Annotated in this window: 14 protein-coding genes; 7 read left to right on the top strand and 7 right to left on the bottom strand. The window is 72.8% G+C overall.

Going from position 1 to position 19,763, the window contains the following annotated elements:
• Positions 1-46 precede the first annotated feature (46 nt).
• Complete coding sequence (gene recQ, locus JWR81_RS03570; protein ID WP_297646523.1) at positions 47-1,882, top strand: DNA helicase RecQ; 1,836 nt, start codon at positions 47-49, stop codon at positions 1,880-1,882.
• Positions 1,883-2,184: 302 nt separating this feature from the next.
• Here recQ and JWR81_RS03565 read toward each other — a convergent pair whose 3' ends face one another.
• Positions 2,185-4,599: an FAD-dependent oxidoreductase gene (locus tag JWR81_RS03565; RefSeq protein ID WP_297646521.1), complete on the bottom strand. Its 2,415-nt coding sequence runs from the start codon at positions 4,597-4,599 to the stop codon at positions 2,185-2,187.
• A gap of 56 nt (positions 4,600-4,655) precedes the next feature.
• On the opposite strand from JWR81_RS03565, the gene JWR81_RS03560 reads away from it, so the two are divergent.
• The 4 genes from JWR81_RS03560 to JWR81_RS03545 all read left to right on the top strand — a co-directional run bounded on the left by JWR81_RS03560 (position 4,656) and on the right by JWR81_RS03545 (position 8,488).
• Entirely contained in the window at positions 4,656-5,561 is a 906-nt protein-coding gene (locus JWR81_RS03560; protein WP_297646519.1) for a choline/ethanolamine kinase family protein, read from the top strand.
• Between the two features lie 13 nt (positions 5,562-5,574).
• Positions 5,575-6,939, top strand: coding sequence for a glutamine synthetase family protein (locus tag JWR81_RS03555; RefSeq protein WP_297646518.1), 1,365 nt, complete (start codon positions 5,575-5,577; stop codon positions 6,937-6,939).
• Positions 6,920-7,642 carry a gamma-glutamyl-gamma-aminobutyrate hydrolase family protein gene (locus JWR81_RS03550; protein ID WP_297646516.1) on the top strand — a complete coding sequence of 241 codons (723 nt, stop codon included), beginning with the start codon at positions 6,920-6,922 and terminating at the stop codon, positions 7,640-7,642. The genes JWR81_RS03555 and JWR81_RS03550 overlap by 20 nt, the downstream gene beginning before the upstream one ends.
• A 78-nt stretch (positions 7,643-7,720) precedes the next feature.
• On the top strand, positions 7,721-8,488 hold the full coding sequence (locus JWR81_RS03545; protein WP_297646514.1) for a 3-oxoacyl-ACP reductase: 768 nt from the start codon (positions 7,721-7,723) through the stop codon (positions 8,486-8,488).
• Between the two features lie 27 nt (positions 8,489-8,515).
• Here JWR81_RS03545 and JWR81_RS03540 read toward each other — a convergent pair whose 3' ends face one another.
• The 6 genes from JWR81_RS03540 to JWR81_RS03515 form a co-directional block, all read right to left on the bottom strand.
• Complete coding sequence (locus JWR81_RS03540; RefSeq protein ID WP_297646574.1) at positions 8,516-10,792, bottom strand: ATP-binding domain-containing protein; 2,277 nt, start codon at positions 10,790-10,792, stop codon at positions 8,516-8,518.
• 212 nt (positions 10,793-11,004) lie between these two features.
• The gene (locus tag JWR81_RS03535; protein WP_297646512.1) at positions 11,005-11,550 is read right to left on the bottom strand and encodes a type 1 glutamine amidotransferase domain-containing protein; all 546 of its coding nucleotides are present in this window, start codon (positions 11,548-11,550) and stop codon (positions 11,005-11,007) included.
• 54 nt (positions 11,551-11,604) lie between these two features.
• Complete coding sequence (locus JWR81_RS03530) at positions 11,605-11,961, bottom strand: TraR/DksA C4-type zinc finger protein (RefSeq protein WP_297646510.1); 357 nt, start codon at positions 11,959-11,961, stop codon at positions 11,605-11,607.
• Positions 11,962-12,038: 77 nt separating this feature from the next.
• A complete protein-coding gene (locus tag JWR81_RS03525) occupies positions 12,039-14,399 on the bottom strand; it encodes a glycoside hydrolase family 65 protein (protein WP_297646508.1) in 2,361 nt (786 codons plus the stop codon).
• Complete coding sequence (locus tag JWR81_RS03520) at positions 14,396-15,142, bottom strand: HAD family phosphatase (protein ID WP_297646506.1); 747 nt, start codon at positions 15,140-15,142, stop codon at positions 14,396-14,398. The genes JWR81_RS03525 and JWR81_RS03520 overlap by 4 nt, the downstream gene beginning before the upstream one ends.
• A 64-nt stretch (positions 15,143-15,206) precedes the next feature.
• The gene (locus JWR81_RS03515) at positions 15,207-16,799 is read right to left on the bottom strand and encodes a histidine kinase (protein ID WP_297646505.1); all 1,593 of its coding nucleotides are present in this window, start codon (positions 16,797-16,799) and stop codon (positions 15,207-15,209) included.
• 72 nt (positions 16,800-16,871) lie between these two features.
• On the opposite strand from JWR81_RS03515, the gene JWR81_RS03510 reads away from it, so the two are divergent.
• Both JWR81_RS03510 and JWR81_RS03505 read left to right on the top strand, forming a co-directional pair.
• Positions 16,872-19,409 carry an RNA helicase gene (locus tag JWR81_RS03510; RefSeq protein WP_297646503.1) on the top strand — a complete coding sequence of 846 codons (2,538 nt, stop codon included), beginning with the start codon at positions 16,872-16,874 and terminating at the stop codon, positions 19,407-19,409.
• A gap of 87 nt (positions 19,410-19,496) precedes the next feature.
• Positions 19,497-19,763 (top strand): hypothetical protein (locus tag JWR81_RS03505; RefSeq protein ID WP_297646501.1); only part of this gene is annotated, 267 nt, incomplete at its 3' end.

Genomic DNA, 19,763 nt, shown 5'->3' with positions numbered 1-19,763 from the left:
ACGGTTCCGCCACGGGCCGTCGGACCCGCCGCCTACGATCGGGCCCGTGGCCCTCCCCGACACCGCGCCCGCTCCGCTCGACGTGCTCCGGCGCGTCTTCGGCTACGACGCGTTCCGGGGTGACCAGGCCACCGTCGTCGAGCACGTCAGCGGCGGGGGCGACGCGCTCGTCCTCATGCCCACCGGCGGCGGCAAGTCGCTCTGCTACCAGATCCCGGCGCTGGTCCGGACGGGCGTCGGCGTGGTGGTGTCGCCGCTGATCGCCCTCATGCAGGACCAGGTCGACGCCCTCACGGCGCTCGGCGTCCGGGCCGGGTTCCTCAACTCCACCCAGGATCCCGACGAGCGGCGCGCCGTCGAGTCGGCGTACCTGTCCGGCGAGCTGGACCTGCTCTACCTCGCCCCGGAACGGCTGCGCGTCGAGTCCACGCTGCGCCTGCTCGACCGCGGCACCATCGCCCTGTTCGCCATCGACGAGGCGCACTGCGTCGCGCAGTGGGGCCACGACTTCCGCCCCGACTACCTCGCCCTCTCCCAGCTGCACGAGCGCTGGCCGGATGTCCCGCGCATCGCGCTGACGGCCACCGCCACGCGCAGCACGCACACCGAGATCGCGCAGCGGCTGGGCCTCACCGAGGCGCGGCACTTCGTCGCCAGCTTCGACCGCCCGAACATCCAGTACCGGATCGCGCCGAAGAACGAGCCGCGCAGGCAGCTGCTCGACCTGCTGCGCAGTGAGCACCCCGGCGACGCGGGCATCGTCTACTGCCTGTCGCGCAAGTCGGTGGAGCAGACGGCGGAGTTCCTCGTGGCCCAGGGGATCCCGGCCCTGCCGTACCACGCGGGCCTCGACGCCGGCCTGCGCGCGCGGAACCAGGCGCGGTTCCTGCGCGAGGACGGCATCGTGATGGTCGCGACCATCGCGTTCGGCATGGGCATCGACAAGCCCGACGTGCGGTTCGTCGCCCACCTGGACCTGCCCAAGTCGGTGGAGGGCTACTACCAGGAGACGGGCCGCGCCGGCCGTGACGGGCTGCCGTCCACCGCGTGGCTGGCCTACGGGCTCGCCGACGTCGTCCAGCAGCGCAAGATGATCAACGAGTCGGAGGGCGACCGCGCGCACCGCCAGCGCCTCTCCCAGCACCTCGACGCGATGCTGGCGCTGTGCGAGACGGTCGAGTGCCGCCGTGTCCAGCTGCTCAACTACTTCGGCCAGCAGGGCGACCCGTGCGGCAACTGCGACACGTGCCTGACCCCGCCGGAGTCGTGGGACGGGACCGTGCCCGCGCAGAAGGTGCTCTCCACGGTGTTCCGGCTCGACCGCGAGCGCGGCCAGAAGTTCGGCGCCGGCCAGATCATCGACATCCTGCTCGGGAAGCGCACAGCCAAGGTCGAGCAGTTCGACCACCACTCGCTCACCGTGTTCGGCGTGGGCGCCGATCTCGGCGAGGGCGAGTGGCGCGGAGTGATCCGGCAGCTCATGGCCCAGGGGCTGCTCGGCGTCGAGGGCACGTACCAGACGTTCGTGCTCACCGACGCCAGCCGCCCGGTGCTGCGCGGGGAGCGCAGGGTCAAGATGCGCCGCGACCCCGAACGCACCGCACGCACCCGCACGCGGTCGTCCAAGGCGGCGCAGGTCGAGATGGCCCCCGGCGCGGCACCGGTGTTCGAGCGCCTGCGCGCGTGGCGGGGAGCCACGGCCAAGGAGCAGGGCGTGCCCGCGTACGTGATCTTCCACGACGCCACGCTGCGCGAGATCGCCACGCGGATGCCCACCACCCTCACCGAGCTGGGCACGATCAGCGGGATCGGCGAGAACAAGCTGGCCAAGTATGGCGACGGCGTGCTGGAGACGCTGACCGGGGGCGACGAGGCCGCCTGACCCGGGTGGACGGCCCGCGCCCCCCGACCGGCCCGCCGAGGGTGCACCGGTTCCGTCCACAGCCACACCCGGTGCACGCTGGTCATGGCCTGTCCGGGCCGGCCCCGCCGGGAGTGCGGTGGTCGTGGAGCGAGCCGGACAGAGCGCGCAGTGATCAGCGGTCCGCGGACCTCGCCGATCCGCCGGTACCGCCGCGTCGCCGGCGCTGCCTGCCTACATCGAGGCCCTGCCGGAGCGCGCTCGATCCGAGGCGCGTGGGGTGCGATCCTCGACCACCGAGGTGGCCCGGGGGGTGGCGTGGGTCAGGCCCGGATCCTCGTGCCCTTCGGATCGTGGAGGGGGCCGCTCGCGAGCTGGGCCGGGATCCGCTCGCCGTCCACCGCCACCGTCACCCCGCCCTCGGCGTCCACCGGGATGTACGCGTAGGCGATCGACCTCGCCGCCGTGTAGCCGTAGCCGCCCGAGGTCACCTGCCCCACCACCTGCTCCCCCACCTGCACCGGCTCGCCGCCGAGGGCGACGGCGCGCGGGTCGTCGAGCACGAGACAGCGCAGCCGGCGCCTCACGGGCGCCGCCCGCAGGACCGACGCCCCCACGAACCCGTCCCCGCGACGGACGGCGAAGCCCAGCCCGGCCTCCAGCGGGGTGGTGTCGGGGCCGATGTCGGAGCCCCAGGCGCGGTAGCCCTTCTCCAGCCGCAGGCTCTCGATCGCGCGGTAGCCGCCGGGGGTGGCGCCGGTGGCGGCGAGCGTCGACCACAGCGCGGCGCCGTAGTCCGTAGGGCAGTACAACTCCCAGCCGAGCTCCCCCACGTACGTGACACGCAGCGCCCGCACCGGCACGTCACCGACCACGATCTCCCGCATCGACGGGTACGGGAACGCGGCGTTGTCCAGCGACGACGGCGTGAGCGGCGCCAGCAGGTCGCGCGCCCGCGGCCCCCACAGCCCGAAGCACGCCCACGCCGCGGTGACGTCGGCGATCCGGACGTCCGCGCTCGTCCCCCGCGCGTGCCGGCGCAACAGGCCGAGGTCGTGCGGACCGAACGCCGTGCCCGTGACCACGGAGAACACGTCGGCGGCGACACGGGTGACCGTCACGTCCATCTCGACGCCGCCGCGCTCGTTCAGCGCCTGCGTGTAGACGACGGCCCCGGGCGGGCGGTCGAGATCGCCCGCGAACACCTGCGCGCAGAACGCTGTCGCGTCCGGGCCGCTGATCTCGATCTTCGCGAAGGACGACTCGTCGAACAGCCCCGCCGACGTCCGCGTGGCCACGTGCTCGGTCTCGACGCACGGCGACCAGTTCCGGCCGGCCCAGCCGCGCGGGCGCAGGTCCTCCGACCCGGCCACCGCGTAGTGGTTGACCCGCTCCCACCCGGCCTTCTCGCCGAAGGCGGCGCCGTGGGCGGCATGCCACGGGTAGGCGGGTGAGATGCGCAGCGGGCGTCCGGCGCTGCGTTCGGCGCCGGGGCAGCGGATGTCGTAGTAGCTCTCGTAGTTCTCGACCGTCCGGGCGAGCGTGTAGCCGGGCGAGCGGTAGTGGGCACCGAAGCGGCGGACGTCCATGTGCCACAGGTCCGTGCCCGGGTCGCCGTCGAGGATCCATGCGGCCATGACGTCGCCGATCCCTCCGGCGCCGGCGATCCCGTGGGCGCAGAACCCGGCGGCCACGAAGAACCCGGCCACCTCGGTCTCGCCGAGGCAGAACTCGTTGTCGGGGGTGAAGCCCTCCGGCCCGTTGATCATCGACGCGACGCCGACCTCGGCCAGCACGGGCACCCGGACCTGCGAGTTGGCGATGATCTCGTCGAAGCGGTCCCAGTCCGGCGGCAGCAGCTTGCCGTTGAAGTCGGCGGGCGGGGTGTGGTCGGCCCACGCGGGCGCACAGTGGCGCTCGTAACCGCCCATCACCAGCCCGTCGATCTCCTGCCGGTAGTAGACGAGCAGGTCGGGGTCGCGCAGCGACGGCAGCGGGCGTTCCGGCAGGGAACCGGCCGGCAGGGGCGCCGTCACGACGTACTGGTGCGACATCGGCACCACCGGGATCCGGACGTCGACGAGCCGCGCGATCTCGGCGGCGAACATGCCCCCGCAGTTCACGACGATCTCGCACGCGACGTCGCCCTTGTCGGTGCGCACGCCCGTGACCCGGCGGCCGTGCGGCCCGTCGACGGTGTCGATCGCCGTGACGCGCGTGCGCTGCGCGATCCTCACCCCGGCCTCCCGGGCGGTGGCGGCGAGGGCGTAGCAGAGGCGGGCGGGATCGACCTGGCCGTCGGTCGGCGTCCACGCCGCACCCAGCACGCCGTCGGTGCTCATGATCGGGAACAGCTCGCGCGCCTCGTCGGCCGAGAGCAGCTCCAGCGGCAGCCCGGCCCGCTGCGCCCAGCCGTGCTGGCGGCGGATCTCGCCGAGCCGCTCAGGCGACGACGCCAGCTTCAGCGATCCCGACTCGACCCATCCGGGGGCGTGCTCACCTGCCTCGAGCTTGCGGTACAGCTCCACGGAGTGGACGTTCATCCGGGTCAGGGCCGGGTCGGCGCGCAATTGCCCGACCAGGCCCGCCGAGTGGAACGTCGACCCGCTCGTCAGCTCCGAGCGCTCGAGCAGCAGGACGTCGGTCTCGCCGCGTTCGGCCAGGTGGTGGGCCACGCTCGCGCCGCCGACACCCCCGCCGATGATCACGATGCGGGCGCGGTCGCGCAGGTCGCTCACAGGAGCCGACCCTACGGTCTGGTCCGGTGGCCGGGCGAGTCCCTACGATCCCTGCGGTGCCGGCCGACGACGAGCTCCTCGACGCCATCCCCCGCACGTCCGGCCGTCCGCGGACCGTCGAGGAGCTCCCCGGCGGGCTGACCAACCGCAACCTCAAGGTCACCACGCCCGACGGGACGGTGGTCGTGCGGATCCCCGCGGCCGGGCCCGGGCTGCTGGGCATCGACCGCGACCACGAGTACGCCAACTCCGTCGCCGCCGCGGAAGCCGGGGTGGGGGCCCCGGTGCTGCACTACCGGCCCGGCGAGGGGCTGGTCGTCGGGTTCCTCCCCGGCTCCGCCCTCACCGACGACGACCTGCACGACCCCGCCGTGCTCGGCCGCGTCGCCGCAGCGTGCCGGCAGCTGCACGCCGGCCCGCGGTTCATAGGCGACTTCGACATGTTCGCCGTGCAGGCCCGGTACCGCCGGATCGTCGCCGAGCACGGGTTCCGGCTGCCGCCGCGCTACGACGAGTTCGCGCCCACGCTGGCCCGGGTCCGGGAGGCGCTGGGCCCGCGCACGCACACCCTGCCGTGCAACAACGACCTCCTCGCGGGCAACCTCATCGACACCGGGGACCGCATCCGGATCATCGACTACGAGTACTCGGGCAACAACGACCCCTGCTTCGAGCTGGGCAACGTCTGGAGCGAGGCGACGCTGCCCGTCCCGCTGCTGGACGTGCTGGTCACCGCCTACTTCGGCCGGCCCCGCCCGTCGCAGGTGGCCCGCGCGCGGCTGTTCGGGCTGGTGGCGAAGTACGGCTGGATGCTGTGGGCGTCGATCCAGGACGGGTCGAGCCCGCTGGACTTCGACTTCTGGTCGTGGGGCCTTGAGAAGTACGACCGCGCTGTCGCGGAGTTCGACGGACCCGATCTCGATCACCTGCTGACGGTGGCCCGCAGCACCGACGAGCCGTGAGACGCTCACGCCCATGAGGCATCACCAGGGCAGGCTCACCGTCGAGCAGCTCCGCGTCCACGTCGACGACGGCACGATCGACACCGTGCTGGTCGCGTTCACCGACATGCAGGGCCGGCTGCAGGGCAAGCGCTGCGCCGCCCGCTACTTCCTCGACGAGGTCGTCGGCCACGCAACCGAGGCGTGCAACTACCTCCTCGCGGTGGACGTCGAGATGAACACCGTCGACGGCTACGCCATGTCGAGCTGGGAGCGCGGCTACGGCGACTTCGTGCTCAGGCCCGACATGGCGACCCTGCGCTGGATCCCCTGGCACGAGGCCACCGCGCTCGTGCTGTGCGACGGGCAGTGGGCCGACGGATCGCCCGTGGTGGCCTCGCCACGGCAGATCCTGCGCGGGCAGCTCGACCGGCTCGCCGGGCACGGGCTCGTGGCCGACGTCGGCACGGAGCTGGAGTTCCTCCTCTTCGCCGACTCGTTCGACACGGCCTGGCGCAAGGCCTACCACGACCTGCAGCCGGCCAACCTCTACAACGTCGACTACTCGATGCTCGGCACCGCCCGCGTCGAGCCGCTGCTGCGCCGCATCCGCAACGGGATGGCGGGCGCGGGCATGGTCGTGGAGTCGGCCAAGGGTGAGTGCAACCTCGGCCAGCACGAGATCGCCTTCCGCTACGCCGACGCGCTCACCACCTGCGACAACCACACGATCTACAAGACCGGGGCCAAGGAGATCGCCGACCAGGCCGGCATGGCACTGACGTTCATGGCGAAGTACGACGAGCGCGAGGGCAACTCGTGCCACATCCACATCTCGCTGCGCGACCCCGAACACGGCGCGGTCTTCCCCGGCGACGGCGAGCACGACTTCTCCCCGCTGTTCAGCCACTTCCTCGCCGGGCAGCAGGCCCTGCTGCGGGAGTTCACGTACCTCTTCGCCCCGAACGTCAACTCCTACAAGCGCTACGCCGAGGGCTCGTTCGCGCCCACCGCCGTCGCGTGGGGCACCGACAACCGGACGTGCTCGCTGCGCGTCGTCGGGCACGGTCCGGCCCTGCGCGTGGAGAACCGCGTGCCGGGCGGCGACATGAACCCCTACCTCGGCGTCGCCGCCCTCATCGCGGCCGGGCTGCACGGCATCGAGCACGAGCTGCCGCTCGGCCCGGAGCTCCAGGGCAACGCCTACACCTCGGATGCCGAGCGCGTGCCGTCCACGCTGCGGGAGGCCGCGGAGCTCTTCGCGGCCTCGACGGCGGCGGTGGACGCGTTCGGCCAGGAGGTCGTGGACCACTACGCCAACGCCGCTCGCATCGAGCTGGCGGCGTTCGACTCCGCCGTCACCGACTGGGAGCGCAGGCGTGGGTTCGAGCGCCTCTAGCCGCCCCGTCGTCGGCGTCACCGCGTACGGCGAGCGGGCCGCGTGGGGGGTGTGGGACACCGACGCCGTGCTGCTGCCCCTCAGCTACAGCGTCATGGTGGTGGCCGCGGGTGGCGTCCCGGTGCTGCTCCCGCCGCTGGTGGAGGCGGCCGAGGCCGTCGACCGGCTCGACGCGGTGATCCTCTCGGGCGGCCCCGACGTCAGCTCCGGCCGCTACGGCGCCGACCCGCATCCCCGCACGGGTGTGCCCCGGACCGAGCGGGACGACGCCGAGGCCGCGGTGCTGCGCCGGGCCCTGGACCGGCGGATCCCGGTGCTCGGGGTCTGCCGTGGCATGCAGGTGCTCAACGTCGCGCTCGGCGGCACGCTCACCCAGCACCTCCCAGACGTGGTCGGTCACGACGGCCACAACCCGGCGCCCGGCGTGTTCGGAAGCGTCGAGGTGGCGCTCGACCCCGCCGCGCTCGCCGGACACGCCCTCGGCCCGGCCGTGTCGGTGCGGTGCCACCACCACCAGGCGATCGACCGGCTCGGCGACGCGCTGGTCGCCACCGGCCGGGCCGCCGACGGCACGATCGAGGCCGTCGAACTCGCGGGCGCGCCGTTCGTGGTGGGCGTCCAGTGGCACCCCGAGCAGACGGCCGCCGACGCCCGCCTGATGGCCGCCCTCGTCGAGGCGGCCCGCCCCCGATCCGCGCGCTGATTTGCGTCCTCGCACCGTCCACGGAGTGTGCGCGGACGCAAAACGGCGCGCGGAACGGGGGCTTCTAGGCTGACCGCCATGACGGCACGGTTCGAGGGACGCACCGCGGTGATCACCGGCGGTGGCAGCGGGATCGGGTTGGCCACGGCGCGGCGGCTCGCATCGGAGGGCGCGAAGATCGTCATCGGCGACGTCGACACCGACAGCGGCACGGCTGCGGCAAAGGAGGTGGACGGGCTGTTCGTCCGCACCGACGTCACCTCCGAGAGCGACGTCGAGGCACTGTTCGCCGCCGCCGCGGACACCTACGGCTCCGTGGACGTCGCGTTCAACAACGCCGGCATCTCCCCGCCCGAGGACGACTCGATCCTCACCACCGGCCTGGACGCCTGGCGCCGGGTGCAGGAGGTCAACCTGACCTCGGTCTACCTGTGCTGCCGGGCCGCGATCCCCTACATGCAGCGCCAGGGCAGGGGGGCGATCGTCAACACCGCGTCGTTCGTCGCGGTGATGGGCGCCGCCACGTCGCAGATCTCCTACACCGCGTCCAAGGGCGGGGTGCTGGCGATGAGCCGGGAGCTGGGCGTGCAGTTCGCGCGCGAGGGCATCCGCGTCAACGCGCTGTGCCCCGGCCCGGTCGACACCCCGCTCCTGCAGGAGCTGTTCGCCGCCGATCCCGAGCGCGCGCAGCGCCGGCTCGTGCACATCCCGATGGGCCGCTTCGCGAAGCCCGAGGAGATCGCCGGCACCGTGGCGTTCCTGGCCAGCGACGACGCCAGCTTCATCACCGCGTCCACGTTCCTGGTGGACGGCGGCATCTCCGGCGCCTACGTGACCCCTCTCTGAGGGCCACGCACGCGGGTCGCGGCCGGATCAGGCCTCCAGCTCCGCCAGGCGGTGGAGCATCGGGGGCAGGTCCCGGCTGTGGACCACCGCCAGGCGCTGCGTCGAGCGCGTCAGCGCCACGTAGAGGTCGTTCGCACCCCTCGGGCTGGCCGCCAGCACCTCCGCCGGCTCGACGAGCACCACCGCGTCGAACTCCAGGCCCTTCGCCGCGGTGATGGGCAGCACCACGATCGGCGACTCCAGGTCGACGTCCGGGTCGGGCGGCCCGTCGGGACCGACCGGTCCGAGGTCGCGCTCGACCGTGCCCAGCAGCCGCTCCCGCAGCGCGGCGACCCGTTCCTCGGGGGCGAGGACGGCGGTGCGCCCCTCCCCCACGGCGCCGGTCTCCTCGGCGAGCACCTTGGCGATCTCGTCCTCCAGCTCGCCGGGGACGGTACGGATCACGCGCGGCGGCACCCCTGTGCTCCGCACCGCGCGCGGCGGGGCGAGGCCGGGCTCGATGGCCGCGAGCACGTCGTCGGCGACGTCGGAGATCTCCGCGGGCGTCCGGTAGTTGACGGTCAGCTGCTCCAGTCGCCAACGGCTCGCCACGTACGGCGAGAGCACCTCGCCCCACGAGTTCGCGCCCGACAGGTCGCCGGTCTGCGCGATGTCGCCGACGAGCGTCATCGACCGGCTCGGCGAGCGGCGCATGATCAGCCGCCAGGCCATCGGCGAGAGCTCCTGCGCCTCGTCGACGATCACGTGGCCGTAGGTCCACTCGCGGTCGGCCGCCGCCCGGTCGGCGGTGGAGTCGTAGCGGCGCACCTGCTGACGCTCGGCGAGCCGGTCGGCGTCGACGACGTCACCCGCCCGCAGCAGCTCGTCGTCGAGGTCCTCCTCCAGGTCGAGGACGTCGAGCACGCCCTGCGCGTACTGGATCTCCTCGCGCAGCGCGGCGGCCTCACGGGCGGCGGCCTCGGAGCCGTCGTCGCCGAGCAGCTCCGCGGCCTCGTCGAGCAGCGGGACGTCGGCCGGCGACCAGCGCAGGCCTTCGGGCACGTCGTCGGCGGGCCGGTCGCGCAGCAGCAGCGCCCGGTCGTCGGCGGGGATGCGCCGGGCCACCGAGTTGAGCTTGCGCCGATCGGCGAACAGGTCCGTGAGCAGCTCCTGGGCCGAGAGCGTGGGCCAGAGCTTGTCGAGCTCGCGCATCAGCTCGCGGCTCTCGTTGAGCTCCTCGCGGATGTCGCCGATGTCGCCGCGGTCGAGCAGTCCGCGCCCGCCGAGCGTGCGCGCCACCTGCTCGGCGAGCAGCCGGACGGCCTCCTTCTGGAAGATCCGCTTCGCCTCGTTGTGCGGCTTGCGCGAGCGCCGGGCCCGGGTGCGGGCGGTGTTCGCGATGTCGCGGTCCAGCCGGACGTCCTGCTGGTCGACGACCAGCCGGACCGGGCGCGGCGGCACCTGCTGGCGGTCGCGGACGGCCGCCGCCACGACCGGCGCCATGTCGGGCCGGCCCTTGACCTCCGACACCGCGGGCGGCTCGGGGCGGCGGGCGTCCAGGCCCGGGAAGAGCTGCCCGACGGTGCCCAGCACGACCGACGTCTCGCCCAGCGACGGCAGGACCTGCCCGATGTAGGACAGGAACGTGGGGTTCGGCCCGACGACGAGCACGCCGCGCCGCGCCAGGCGGTCGCGGTGGGTGTAGAGCAGGTAGGCGGCCCGGTGCAGCGCCACGGCCGTCTTGCCGGTGCCGGGGCCGCCCTGCACCACGAGAACGCCCGACGGCTTGGACCGGATGATCGCGTCCTGCTCGGACTGGATGGTCGCCACGATGTCGGACATCCGGCCCGTACGGCTCGCGCCGACGGCGGCCAGCAGCGCGGCCTCGCTGGTAAGGCCGCTGGCCTGGTCGGCGGCACCGGCCGCGTCGATGTCGAGCACCTCGTCGTCGATCGCCGTGACCTCACGACGGCGGGTGCGCAGGTGCCGGCGGCGGCGGATGCCTTCCGGGGAGGCCGCCGTGGCCGTGTAGAACGGCCGCGCCGCCGGGGCGCGCCAGTCCATCAGCAAGGACTCGTAGTCGTTGTCCTCGTCGAGCAGGCCCAGCCGGCCGATGTAGCGCCGCTCGCCGTCGTCGGCGTCGAGGCGGCCGAACGCGAGCCCGTGCTCGGCCGCGCGCAGCGCCGCCAGGCGGTCGGTGTAGATCCCGGCGGCGACGTCGCGCTCGGTCAGGGCCTGCGGGGTACCGACCGTCTCGTCGTGCAGCACGTCGTGCAGCCGCTGCGCGGTCTCGGCCCGCCGCACGTCGAGCCGCTCGTAGAGCATGGCGACGTAGCGACGCTCGCGCTCGATGCCGTCGGGATCGACGTTCGGATCGGTCCCGTTGGACTGCGCGGGAGACGTGCTGTTGGACACCGGCGGATCACCTTCGCGCGCAACGGGATGTGGAGAAGCGACTTACGAACGTACCAGCGCCGCGCTTCCGTCACCTGAAGCCGCCAAAGAGACCGCCGCCGTCCCGAGCGCGCGAACGGCGTTCAGGAGCGGGTGAACTCCTCGACGACGGCGGCGCAGAACGCCGGCAGGTCGTGCGGGTCGCGGCTGGAGACCAGTCCGCGATCGACGACGACCTCCTCGTCGACCACGGTGGCGCCCGCGTTGCGCAGGTCCGTGCGGACGCTCGGGAACGACGTCAGCGTCCGTCCCTCGACCAGCCCGGCGTCGATCAGCGTCCACGGCGCGTGGCAGATCACGCCGATCGGCTTCCCCGCCCCGACGATCTCGCGCACGAACGCGCGGACGTCCCCGTCGACGCGGAGCTTGTCGGCGTTGACCGTGCCACCGGGCATGATCAGGGCGTCGTAGTCGCCGGCCGAGGCCTTGGCGACGGTGAGGTCCACGGTGAACGTGTCCGCGGGCTCGATGTCACCGTTCATCGCCTGGATCGTGCCGTCGGAGAGCGACACGATGTCCGTGGTCGCGCCCGCGGCCGTCACCGCGGCGCGCGGTTCGGTCAGCTCCACCTGCTCCACGCCGTCGGCGGCCAGAATCGCGATGCGCTTGCCGCTCAGGGTGCCTGCCATGGTGCTCGTCCTCTCGTCGGATTCGTCCGAGGAGTACCCCGGGAGGCGGCAGGCCTACACCACCACCGGGGTGTCGGCGTGCTCACGGCAGGTGGGCACCTCGGGACGGGCCTCGAGCCGCTCGTCGTCGATCTCGCGGTCGCAGACGAGGCACCGGCCGTAGCTGCCGGCCTCGATGCGTGCCAACGCGCCGCGCACGCCCCGGCGCTGGTCGGCGACCGTGTCCAGGAGCAGCTCGCTGTCCATCGACGAGGTCACGTCGGCGCCGTGGTCGGCCGGGTGCGTGCCCGAGCCACCCTCGTCACCGGCGTCGGACGCGGCCTCGGCCCGCGACGACTCCGCGTACCGGACGCGCTCATCCAGGTCGGCGAGCTCCGCGGTGAGCAGGTCACGGGCGCGGGCGGTGTCCATGGGAGAACCCTCCGATCGGGGAGCGGGACGACGTCAACGCCACCGCGTACCCGATCGGAGCGGCCCGCACGCGTGGATCAGCTACCCGGGTGGCGCGATTTCGGGGCCCGGCCGTAGGGCTGCTCCACCGGCTCGACGGGCTCGACGGGCGGCACCGGCAGTGTGACCGGGTCGCCCGCCAGCGCCACCGGCTCCCCGTGGTGGCGGAACCGCATCGGAGGGCCGGTGACCAGCGTGTACTCGGCCTCGTCCTGCCGCATCTCGACGCGCAGCCGGCGGCCCTGCCACAGCAGCCCGAACGAGATCCGCGACAGCGCCGGGGGCAGCCGCGGCGCGAACCGCAGGCCGTTCGCGTCGCATTGCATGCCACCGAACCCGGAGACGACGGCGGTCCAGCTGCCGGCCATCGACGCGATGTGCACGCCGTGGTCGGAGTTGCCGGCCAGGTCGTTGAGGTCGACCAGGGCCGACTCGGCGAGGTAGTCGAACGCGAGGTCCAGGTGCCCGGTCCAGGCCGCCATCACCGCCTGGGTGCACGCCGAGAGCGACGAGTCGCGCACCGTCACGGCCTCGTAGTAGGCGAAGTTGCGCCGCATCTGCTCGGGCGTGAACATGTCGGGGCGCAGCACCATGGCCAGCACCAGGTCGGCCTGCTTGACCACCTGCTTGCGGTACAGGTCGAAGTAGGGCACGTGCAGCAGCAGTGGGTAGTGCTCGGGCGGCGTGTGCTCGAAGTCCCACATCTGGTGGTCGGTGAAGCTCTCCGACTGCGGGTGCACGCCCAGCACCTCGTCGAACGGGATGCGCATCGCCTTCGCGGCGTCACGCCAGCTCGCCATCTCCTCGGCGTTGACGCCCAGCCTGGCCGCCGCCCGGTTGTGCCGGGCGGCGGTGTCGGCGGCGGCGCGCAGGTTCAGCTGCGCCATGAGGTTCGTGTAGACGTTGTTGTCGACGACGGCGGTGTACTCGTCGGGGCCGGTCACGCCGTCGATGCGGAACTCGCCCGACGCGTCGTGGTGGCCCAGCGAGCGCCACAGCCGCGCGGTCGCGACGAGCAGTTCGAGGCCCACCTCGCGCTCGAAGTCGACGTCGCCGGTGGCTGCCACGTGGCGGCGCACGGCGTCGGCGATGTCGGCGTTGATGTGGAACGCGCCGGTGCCCGCGGGCCAGTAGCCGGAGCACTCCTGCCCGCGGATCGTGCGCCACGGGAACGCGGCGCCGCCGATGCCCAGCTGCTCGGCGCGCTCGTAGGCCAGCGGCAGGATCGACTGGCGCCAGCGCAGCGCGTCGGCCGCCGCCTCCGGGGCGAGGAACGACAGCACCGGGAGGGTGAACGTCTCGGTGTCCCAGAATGTGTGCCCGTCGTAGCCCTCGCCGGTGAGGCCCTTGGCCCCGATCGCCCGGCGCTCGGCCCTGGCCCCCGCCTGCAGCACGTGGAAGATCGCGAGGCGGACGGCCTGCTGCAGCTCCGCGTCGCCGTCGATCTCGACGTCGGCGGTGGTCCAGAAGTCGTCCATGTACTGGCGCTGCTCGGCGAGCAGGCCCTCCCAGCCGGTGTAGCGCGCGGCGGCGAGCGCGGCCCGCACCTGGTCGTGCAGAGCGGGCTGGCTGCGGCGTGACGACCACCCGTACGCCAGGTACTTGACGATCGTGAGCGTCTCGCCGGGCTTGAGGCGCGCGATCACCGTGGTGCGCCCGATGTCCTCGGTGGCCTCCGAGGTGATCTTCGTGCCCTCGGGGCCGAGCACCTCGTGGTCCATCGCGGCGGCCACGCGCAGGCCCGAGTGGCGGGTCTGGTGGATCAGCGTGGCGCCGGCGTCGTCGCTGCGGTGCTGCTCGGACTGCAAGGGGTCGGTGAGCGCGGCCTCGACACGGGGGTCGTCGTCGTCGCGGGCCGGGAGCTGCTCGTTCGCCACCAGCTCGGACTGGACGACCAGCAGCGCGGGCTCGTCGAGTACCTCGACCTCGTAGCGGATGGCCGCGATCGCCCGCTGGGTCAGCGAGACCATGCGGGTACTGCGCACCTTCACCGCGCGGCCCGCCGGGGATGCCCACTCGACCTCGCGCGTGAGCGTGCCCGCCTGCAGGTCCAGAACGCGCTCGTGGTGGCGCAGCTCGCCGTAGCGCAGGTCGAACGGCTCGTCCTCCACCAGCAGCCGGATGAGCTTGCCGTTGGTGACGTTGATGATCGTCTGGCCGGACTCGGGGTAGCCGTAGCCGCCCTCCGCGTAGGGCAGCGGCCGCTTCTCGTAGAACGAGTTGAGGTACGTGCCGGGGGTGGCGTGCGGCTCGCCCTCGTCGAGGTTGCCTCGCAGGCCGATGTGGCCGTTGGACAGCGCGAACACCGACTCGGTCTGGCCGAGGTTCTCCATGTCGAGGCGCGGCTCGCGCACCACCCACGGCTCGACCGCGAACGCACGAGCGGGATCAGGACTCACGACTTCTCCTCCAGCAGCTCGGCGAGGTCCTGCACGACGACGTCGGCTCCGCGTCGCCGGAGCTCCGCGGCGTGTCCTACCCGGTCCACCCCGACCACGAACCCGAACCCGCCGGCCTTGCCCGACTCGACACCGGCGGTGGCGTCCTCGAACACCACGGCCTGCTCCTTCGGTACTTCCATGTCACCGGCCGCGGCGAGGAACGTGTCCGGCGCGGGCTTGCCGGGCAGCCCGCGCTCCTTGGCGGTCACGCCGTCGACACGGTGGTCGATGTACTGGGCCAGGCCGGCGACGTCCAGCACCTGCTCGGCGTTGGCCGAGGACGAGACGACCGCGCACTTCAGGCCGGCGGCCTTCGCCGCCTTGAGGTACGCGACCGAGCCGGGGTAGACGTCGACACCGACCGTGTTGATCTTCTCCTGGACCAGGTCGTTCTTCTTCGACGACAAGGACCGGATCGTCTGGGCGTCCGGTGCGTCGCCGGGCCTGCCCTCGGGGAGCGTGATGCCGCGCGACCGCAGGAACTCGCGCGTGCCGTCGAGGCGGGGTCTGCCGTCGACGTACGGGCCGTAGTCGGCCTTCACGTCGAACGCCCGGAAGGGCGTGCCGTCACGCTCGGCGCGAGCCTTGAGGAAATCGTCGAACATCTGCTTCCAGGCGGCCGCGTGAACGCTGGCCGTGTCGGTCAGGACGCCGTCGAGGTCGAAGAGGCACGCGCGGGTGCCGTCGGGGAGGCCGAGCATGCGCGAACGGTACCGATCGCGACGATCACCGTCGCCTGCCGTCGACAAATCTTCACGCGAACGCTCACACCGAGGCACCGGCGGTGGGCAGCACGATCACCACCGGATCGCCCGAACCGCCCACGACGGTCACGGCGTGGCGGCCGCCGACGAGGCCCGTGGACACCGTCAGCACGCCGCCCTGCGGGCGCGGCTCGATGTGCTGCTGCACGGCCTCCCGGACGGCGGCGAGCACCCGCATCGGCTCCACCGCGGCACCGTGCATGCCGGCGTCGACGTCCAGCTCGACGCGCAGCCGGGCTCCGAACCGCGCCTGCTCCAGCTGGAGGTAGCCGCGGACCGCGTCGAGCTCGCGCCCGAGGGTGGTGGTGGCGCCGGACTGGTCGGCGGCCCGGGACAGGTCGGCGAACCCGAAGAGCAGCTCGCGCGCCCTCCCGGGGTCGGTGCGGATGAGCGCGGCGATCGTGTTGAGCGCGTTGTAGACGAAATGCTGCTCCAGAGCGCGGGCCTCGGCCCCGGGAGCCCCGGACGCGGTCGGGCCCGCGGCGGGGGTCTCGAGGGCCGACGGGGCCTCCTCCGCCGGCTCGGCGACCGCAGGCACCGCCGCGACCGGCTCGCCCGCCGCCGGAGGGCCGGCCTGCCGGTCGGACGACCGGTGGGCGGGCGGGTCGGCGGCCACGGCCCAGCGGGTCTCGTCGACGTCGGAGGTGGGGACGGGACCGCGCCAGTGCGGCAGCCGCAGCCGGCCGTCGGCGGTGAAGCCGGTGAACTCCACGAACCCCACCAGCCGCGGGGCCACCCAGATGGCCCGCGCCGCCGCCTCCGTGGGCACGCGCGTCCCGTCGCCGAACGGGGACGCGTCGCGCCGCAGCTTGCGCAGGGCGGCGACCTGGCCGCGCTGCTCCCCCGTCACCCCGACCCGGCCGACGTAGCGGAGCGCGCCCGCTGGATCGGGCACACCGAGCAGCAGGCTCGCGATGAGGTCGGGATGGTCGGGGTCGGTGGGCGTCCAGCCGCCCACCACGACCTGCCGGGTGCGCGGCACCGGGACCCGCACCCACAGAGGCGAGCGCCCCCCGGGCCGGTAGCGGGAGCCCAGGTGTCGCGCGTGCAGGGCGTCCACACCCTTCACATCGGCGATCCGGAGCATCGACTCCAGCTCCGACACCGGAAGGGGTGAGGTGGTCCAGACCGGCGCCTCGTCGAAGCCGAGGCCCTCGAGCAGGCTGCGCCGGTCGCGGTAGGGCAGGTCGACGGCGCTGTGACCGTCGAGCCAGAGCAGGTCGGCGACCTGGAAGTCCACCGGAACGGCCCGGATATGCTGCTCGGACGGGTGGAACCGCGCGCTGCGCTTCTTCAGCAGGTTCGGGCGGGGCGCGTGCTCCTCCCCGCGGGCCACGATCGTGCCGTCGAGGATCATCCCGCGCGATGGCGACCGGCGATCGAGCGGCGCGGCGATCTCGGGGTAGGCGGCGGTCACCGAGACGCCACCCGAGCTCAGGAGGCGGATGCGCCCCGGCTCGACGTAGGCGATGCAGCGGTGGCCCGTCCAGGCGAGCTCGACGACCCAGTCCGGTCCGGCGGGTGGCTGGCCCGATCCGGCCGAGGGCTGCATGGGCGACACGAGATCGGGCATACCGCCCGGGGTCCCTGTCACGAGCCCAGGCTAGCGCCCCCGACCGGGGGACATCAGGCACGACCGGAGCACGATGGGACGATCGGAGACATCATGACCCTCACCGAACGCCTTCCCCCCACCCTCGACGATCCGGACGACCTCGTCGAGGCGTTCACCGACTGGGCGTTCGAGGAGCAGGGCCTCTCGCTCTACCCGGCGCAGGAGGAGGCGCTGCTGGAGCTCGTCACCGGCAGCAACGTCATCCTCTCCACGCCCACGGGGTCGGGGAAGTCGCTGGTGGCCATCGGTGCGCATGCGGTGGCGCTGCAGCGCGGGCAGCGCAGCTTCTACACGGCGCCGATCAAGGCGCTGGTCAGCGAGAAGTTCTTCGCGCTGATCGACGTGTTCGGCGCCGACATGGTCGGCATGCTCACCGGCGACGCGGCCGTCAACGAGAAGGCCCCGATCATCTGCTGCACCGCGGAGATCCTGGCCAACATCGCGCTGCGCGAGGGCGCGGCGGCCGACGTCGGCTCGGTCGTCATGGACGAGTTCCACTTCTACGCCGATCCCGACCGTGGCTGGGCCTGGCAGGTGCCCATCATCGAGCTGCCGCAGGCGCAGTTCCTGCTGATGAGCGCCACGCTGGGCGACGTGTCCTTCTTCCAGGAGGACCTGACCCGCCGTACGGGCCGCCCGACGGCGGTGATCACGTCGGTGGAGCGGCCGGTGCCGCTGAACTACCGCTACGTCTACTCGCCGCTGCACGAGACGATCACCGAGCTGCTGCAGACGCACGAGGCGCCCGTCTACGTCGTGCACTTCACCCAGCAGTCGGCCGTCGAGCGGGCACAGGCGCTGATGAGCGTCAACGTCACGTCGAAGGAGGACAAGGCGGCCATCGCCGAGGTGATCGGGGACTTCCGGTTCACCTCGGGGTTCGGCAAGACCCTGAGCAGGCTGGTGCGCCACGGCATCGGCGTGCACCACGCGGGCATGCTCCCCCGCTACCGGCGGCTCGTCGAGACCCTCGCCCAGGCCGGGCTGCTGCGTGTCATCTGCGGCACCGACACGCTCGGCGTCGGCATCAACGTGCCCATCCGCACGGTGCTCTTCACCGCCCTGACCAAGTACGACGGCCAGCGCACCCGCCCGCTGAAGGCGCGCGAGTTCCACCAGATCGCCGGACGCGCCGGCCGGGCGGGCTACGACACCGTCGGCACGGTCGTGGCCGAGGCGCCCGACCACGAGGTGGAGAACGCCCGGCTGCTCGCCCGCGCGGGCGACGACCTCAAGAAGCGCAAGCGGATCGTGCGCAAGCAGGCCCCCGAGGGCTTCATCGGGTGGTCGGAGACCGGGTTCGGGAAGCTGCAGGTGGCCCAGCCCGAGCCGCTGACCAGCCACTTCCAGGTCTCGCACGCGATGCTGCTCAACGTGATCTCCCGGCCGGGGAACGCATTCGCGGCCATGCGGCACCTGCTGGAGGACAACCACGAGCCGCGCTCGCGCCAGCGCCGCCACATCCTGCGGGCCATCGCGATCTACCGGGCGCTGCTCGCGTCCGGCGTGGTGGAGCAGCTCGACGAGCCCGACGCCGAGGGCCGCCGCGTGCGCCTCGTCGGCGACCTGCAGCTCGACTTCGCGCTCAACCAGCCGCTCTCGCCGTTCGCGCTGGCGTCGGTGGAGCTGCTGGACAAGTCCTCGCCCACCTACGCGATGGACGTACTGTCGATCATCGAGGCCACCCTCGACGACCCCCGCCAGGTCCTCTACGCCCAGCAGAACAAGGCCAAGGGTGAGGCCGTCGCGGCGATGAAGGCCGAGGGCATCGAGTACGAGGAGCGCATGCAGCTCCTCGAGGACGTCACCTGGCCCAAGCCGCTCGACGAGCTGCTGACCGGCGCGCTGGAGACCTACCGGCGCGGGGCGCCGTGGGTGGAGGACGCGCGGCTCTCGCCCAAGTCGGTGGCCCGCGACATGTTCGAGCGCTCGATGACGTTCGTCGAGTACATCTCCCACTATCAGCTGGCGCGGTCGGAGGGCCTGGTGCTTCGCTACCTCGCCGACGCCTACCGCGCCCTGCGCCAGACCGTGCCGGACGAGGCCAAGACCGAGGAGCTCACCGACGTCGAGGAGTGGCTGGGCGAGCTGGTGCGCCAGGTCGACTCGTCCCTCCTGGACGAATGGGAGGCGCTCGCGGCGGGCGCCGGGACCGGCGACGAGATCGCGCCGCCCTCGATCGACTCCGGTCCCGCGGGCGTCACCCGCAACGTCCGCGCGTTCCGGGTGCTGGTGCGCAACGCGATGTTCCGCCGCGTCGAGCTCGCCGCCCTGCGGCGCTGGGACCTGCTCGGCGAGCTGGACTCCGACTCCGGCTGGAACGCCGAGGCATGGCGCGAGGCCCTGCTCCCCTACTGGGAGCAGTACGGCGACACGTTGGTCGCGATCGGCACCGGCCCGGACGCCCGCGGGCCGTCGATGATCACGATCACCGAGGAGCCCGAGCGCTGGCTCGTCCGCCAGGTCCTCGACGACCCCGAGGGCGACCACGACTGGGCCATCACCGCCGAGGTCGACCTCGCCGCCTCCGACGAGGACGGCAGCGCCGTGGTGTGGATCACCGGCGTGGAGCCGCTCGGCGGGTTGTAGCCGCTCCTGCTCCCCCGTTGCGGCTTGCGGCGGCGGCGTGGTCGTCGATAGATCGACGTTTTGTTGGCGTCAATGTATCATTGTCGCATGAAGTACGCAGAAGCAGAGCGCTGGATCGAGCGGGTCGACCCCGCCGTCACCCGGGACCGGTCGGTCACCGCCCACCTCGAGTTCCTCAAGGGCCGCAGCACCGAGGGCCCGCTCACCAACGACGCCGCCGCGGCCTGGTATGCCGTTGTGCAGGAGATGCGGCGTCTCGCCGACTACTACGAGCGCGATCTCATCCGCAAGCTCCGCTCCGACGGCATGACGTGGGCGCAGGTCGCCGACGCCGTGCAGGCGCAGCTGTCCAGC

Source organism: Pseudonocardia sp. (assembly GCF_025965585.1).
Lineage (GTDB): Bacteria > Actinomycetota > Actinomycetes > Mycobacteriales > Pseudonocardiaceae > Pseudonocardia.
This window is presented reverse-complemented; position numbering and strand designations above follow the sequence as displayed.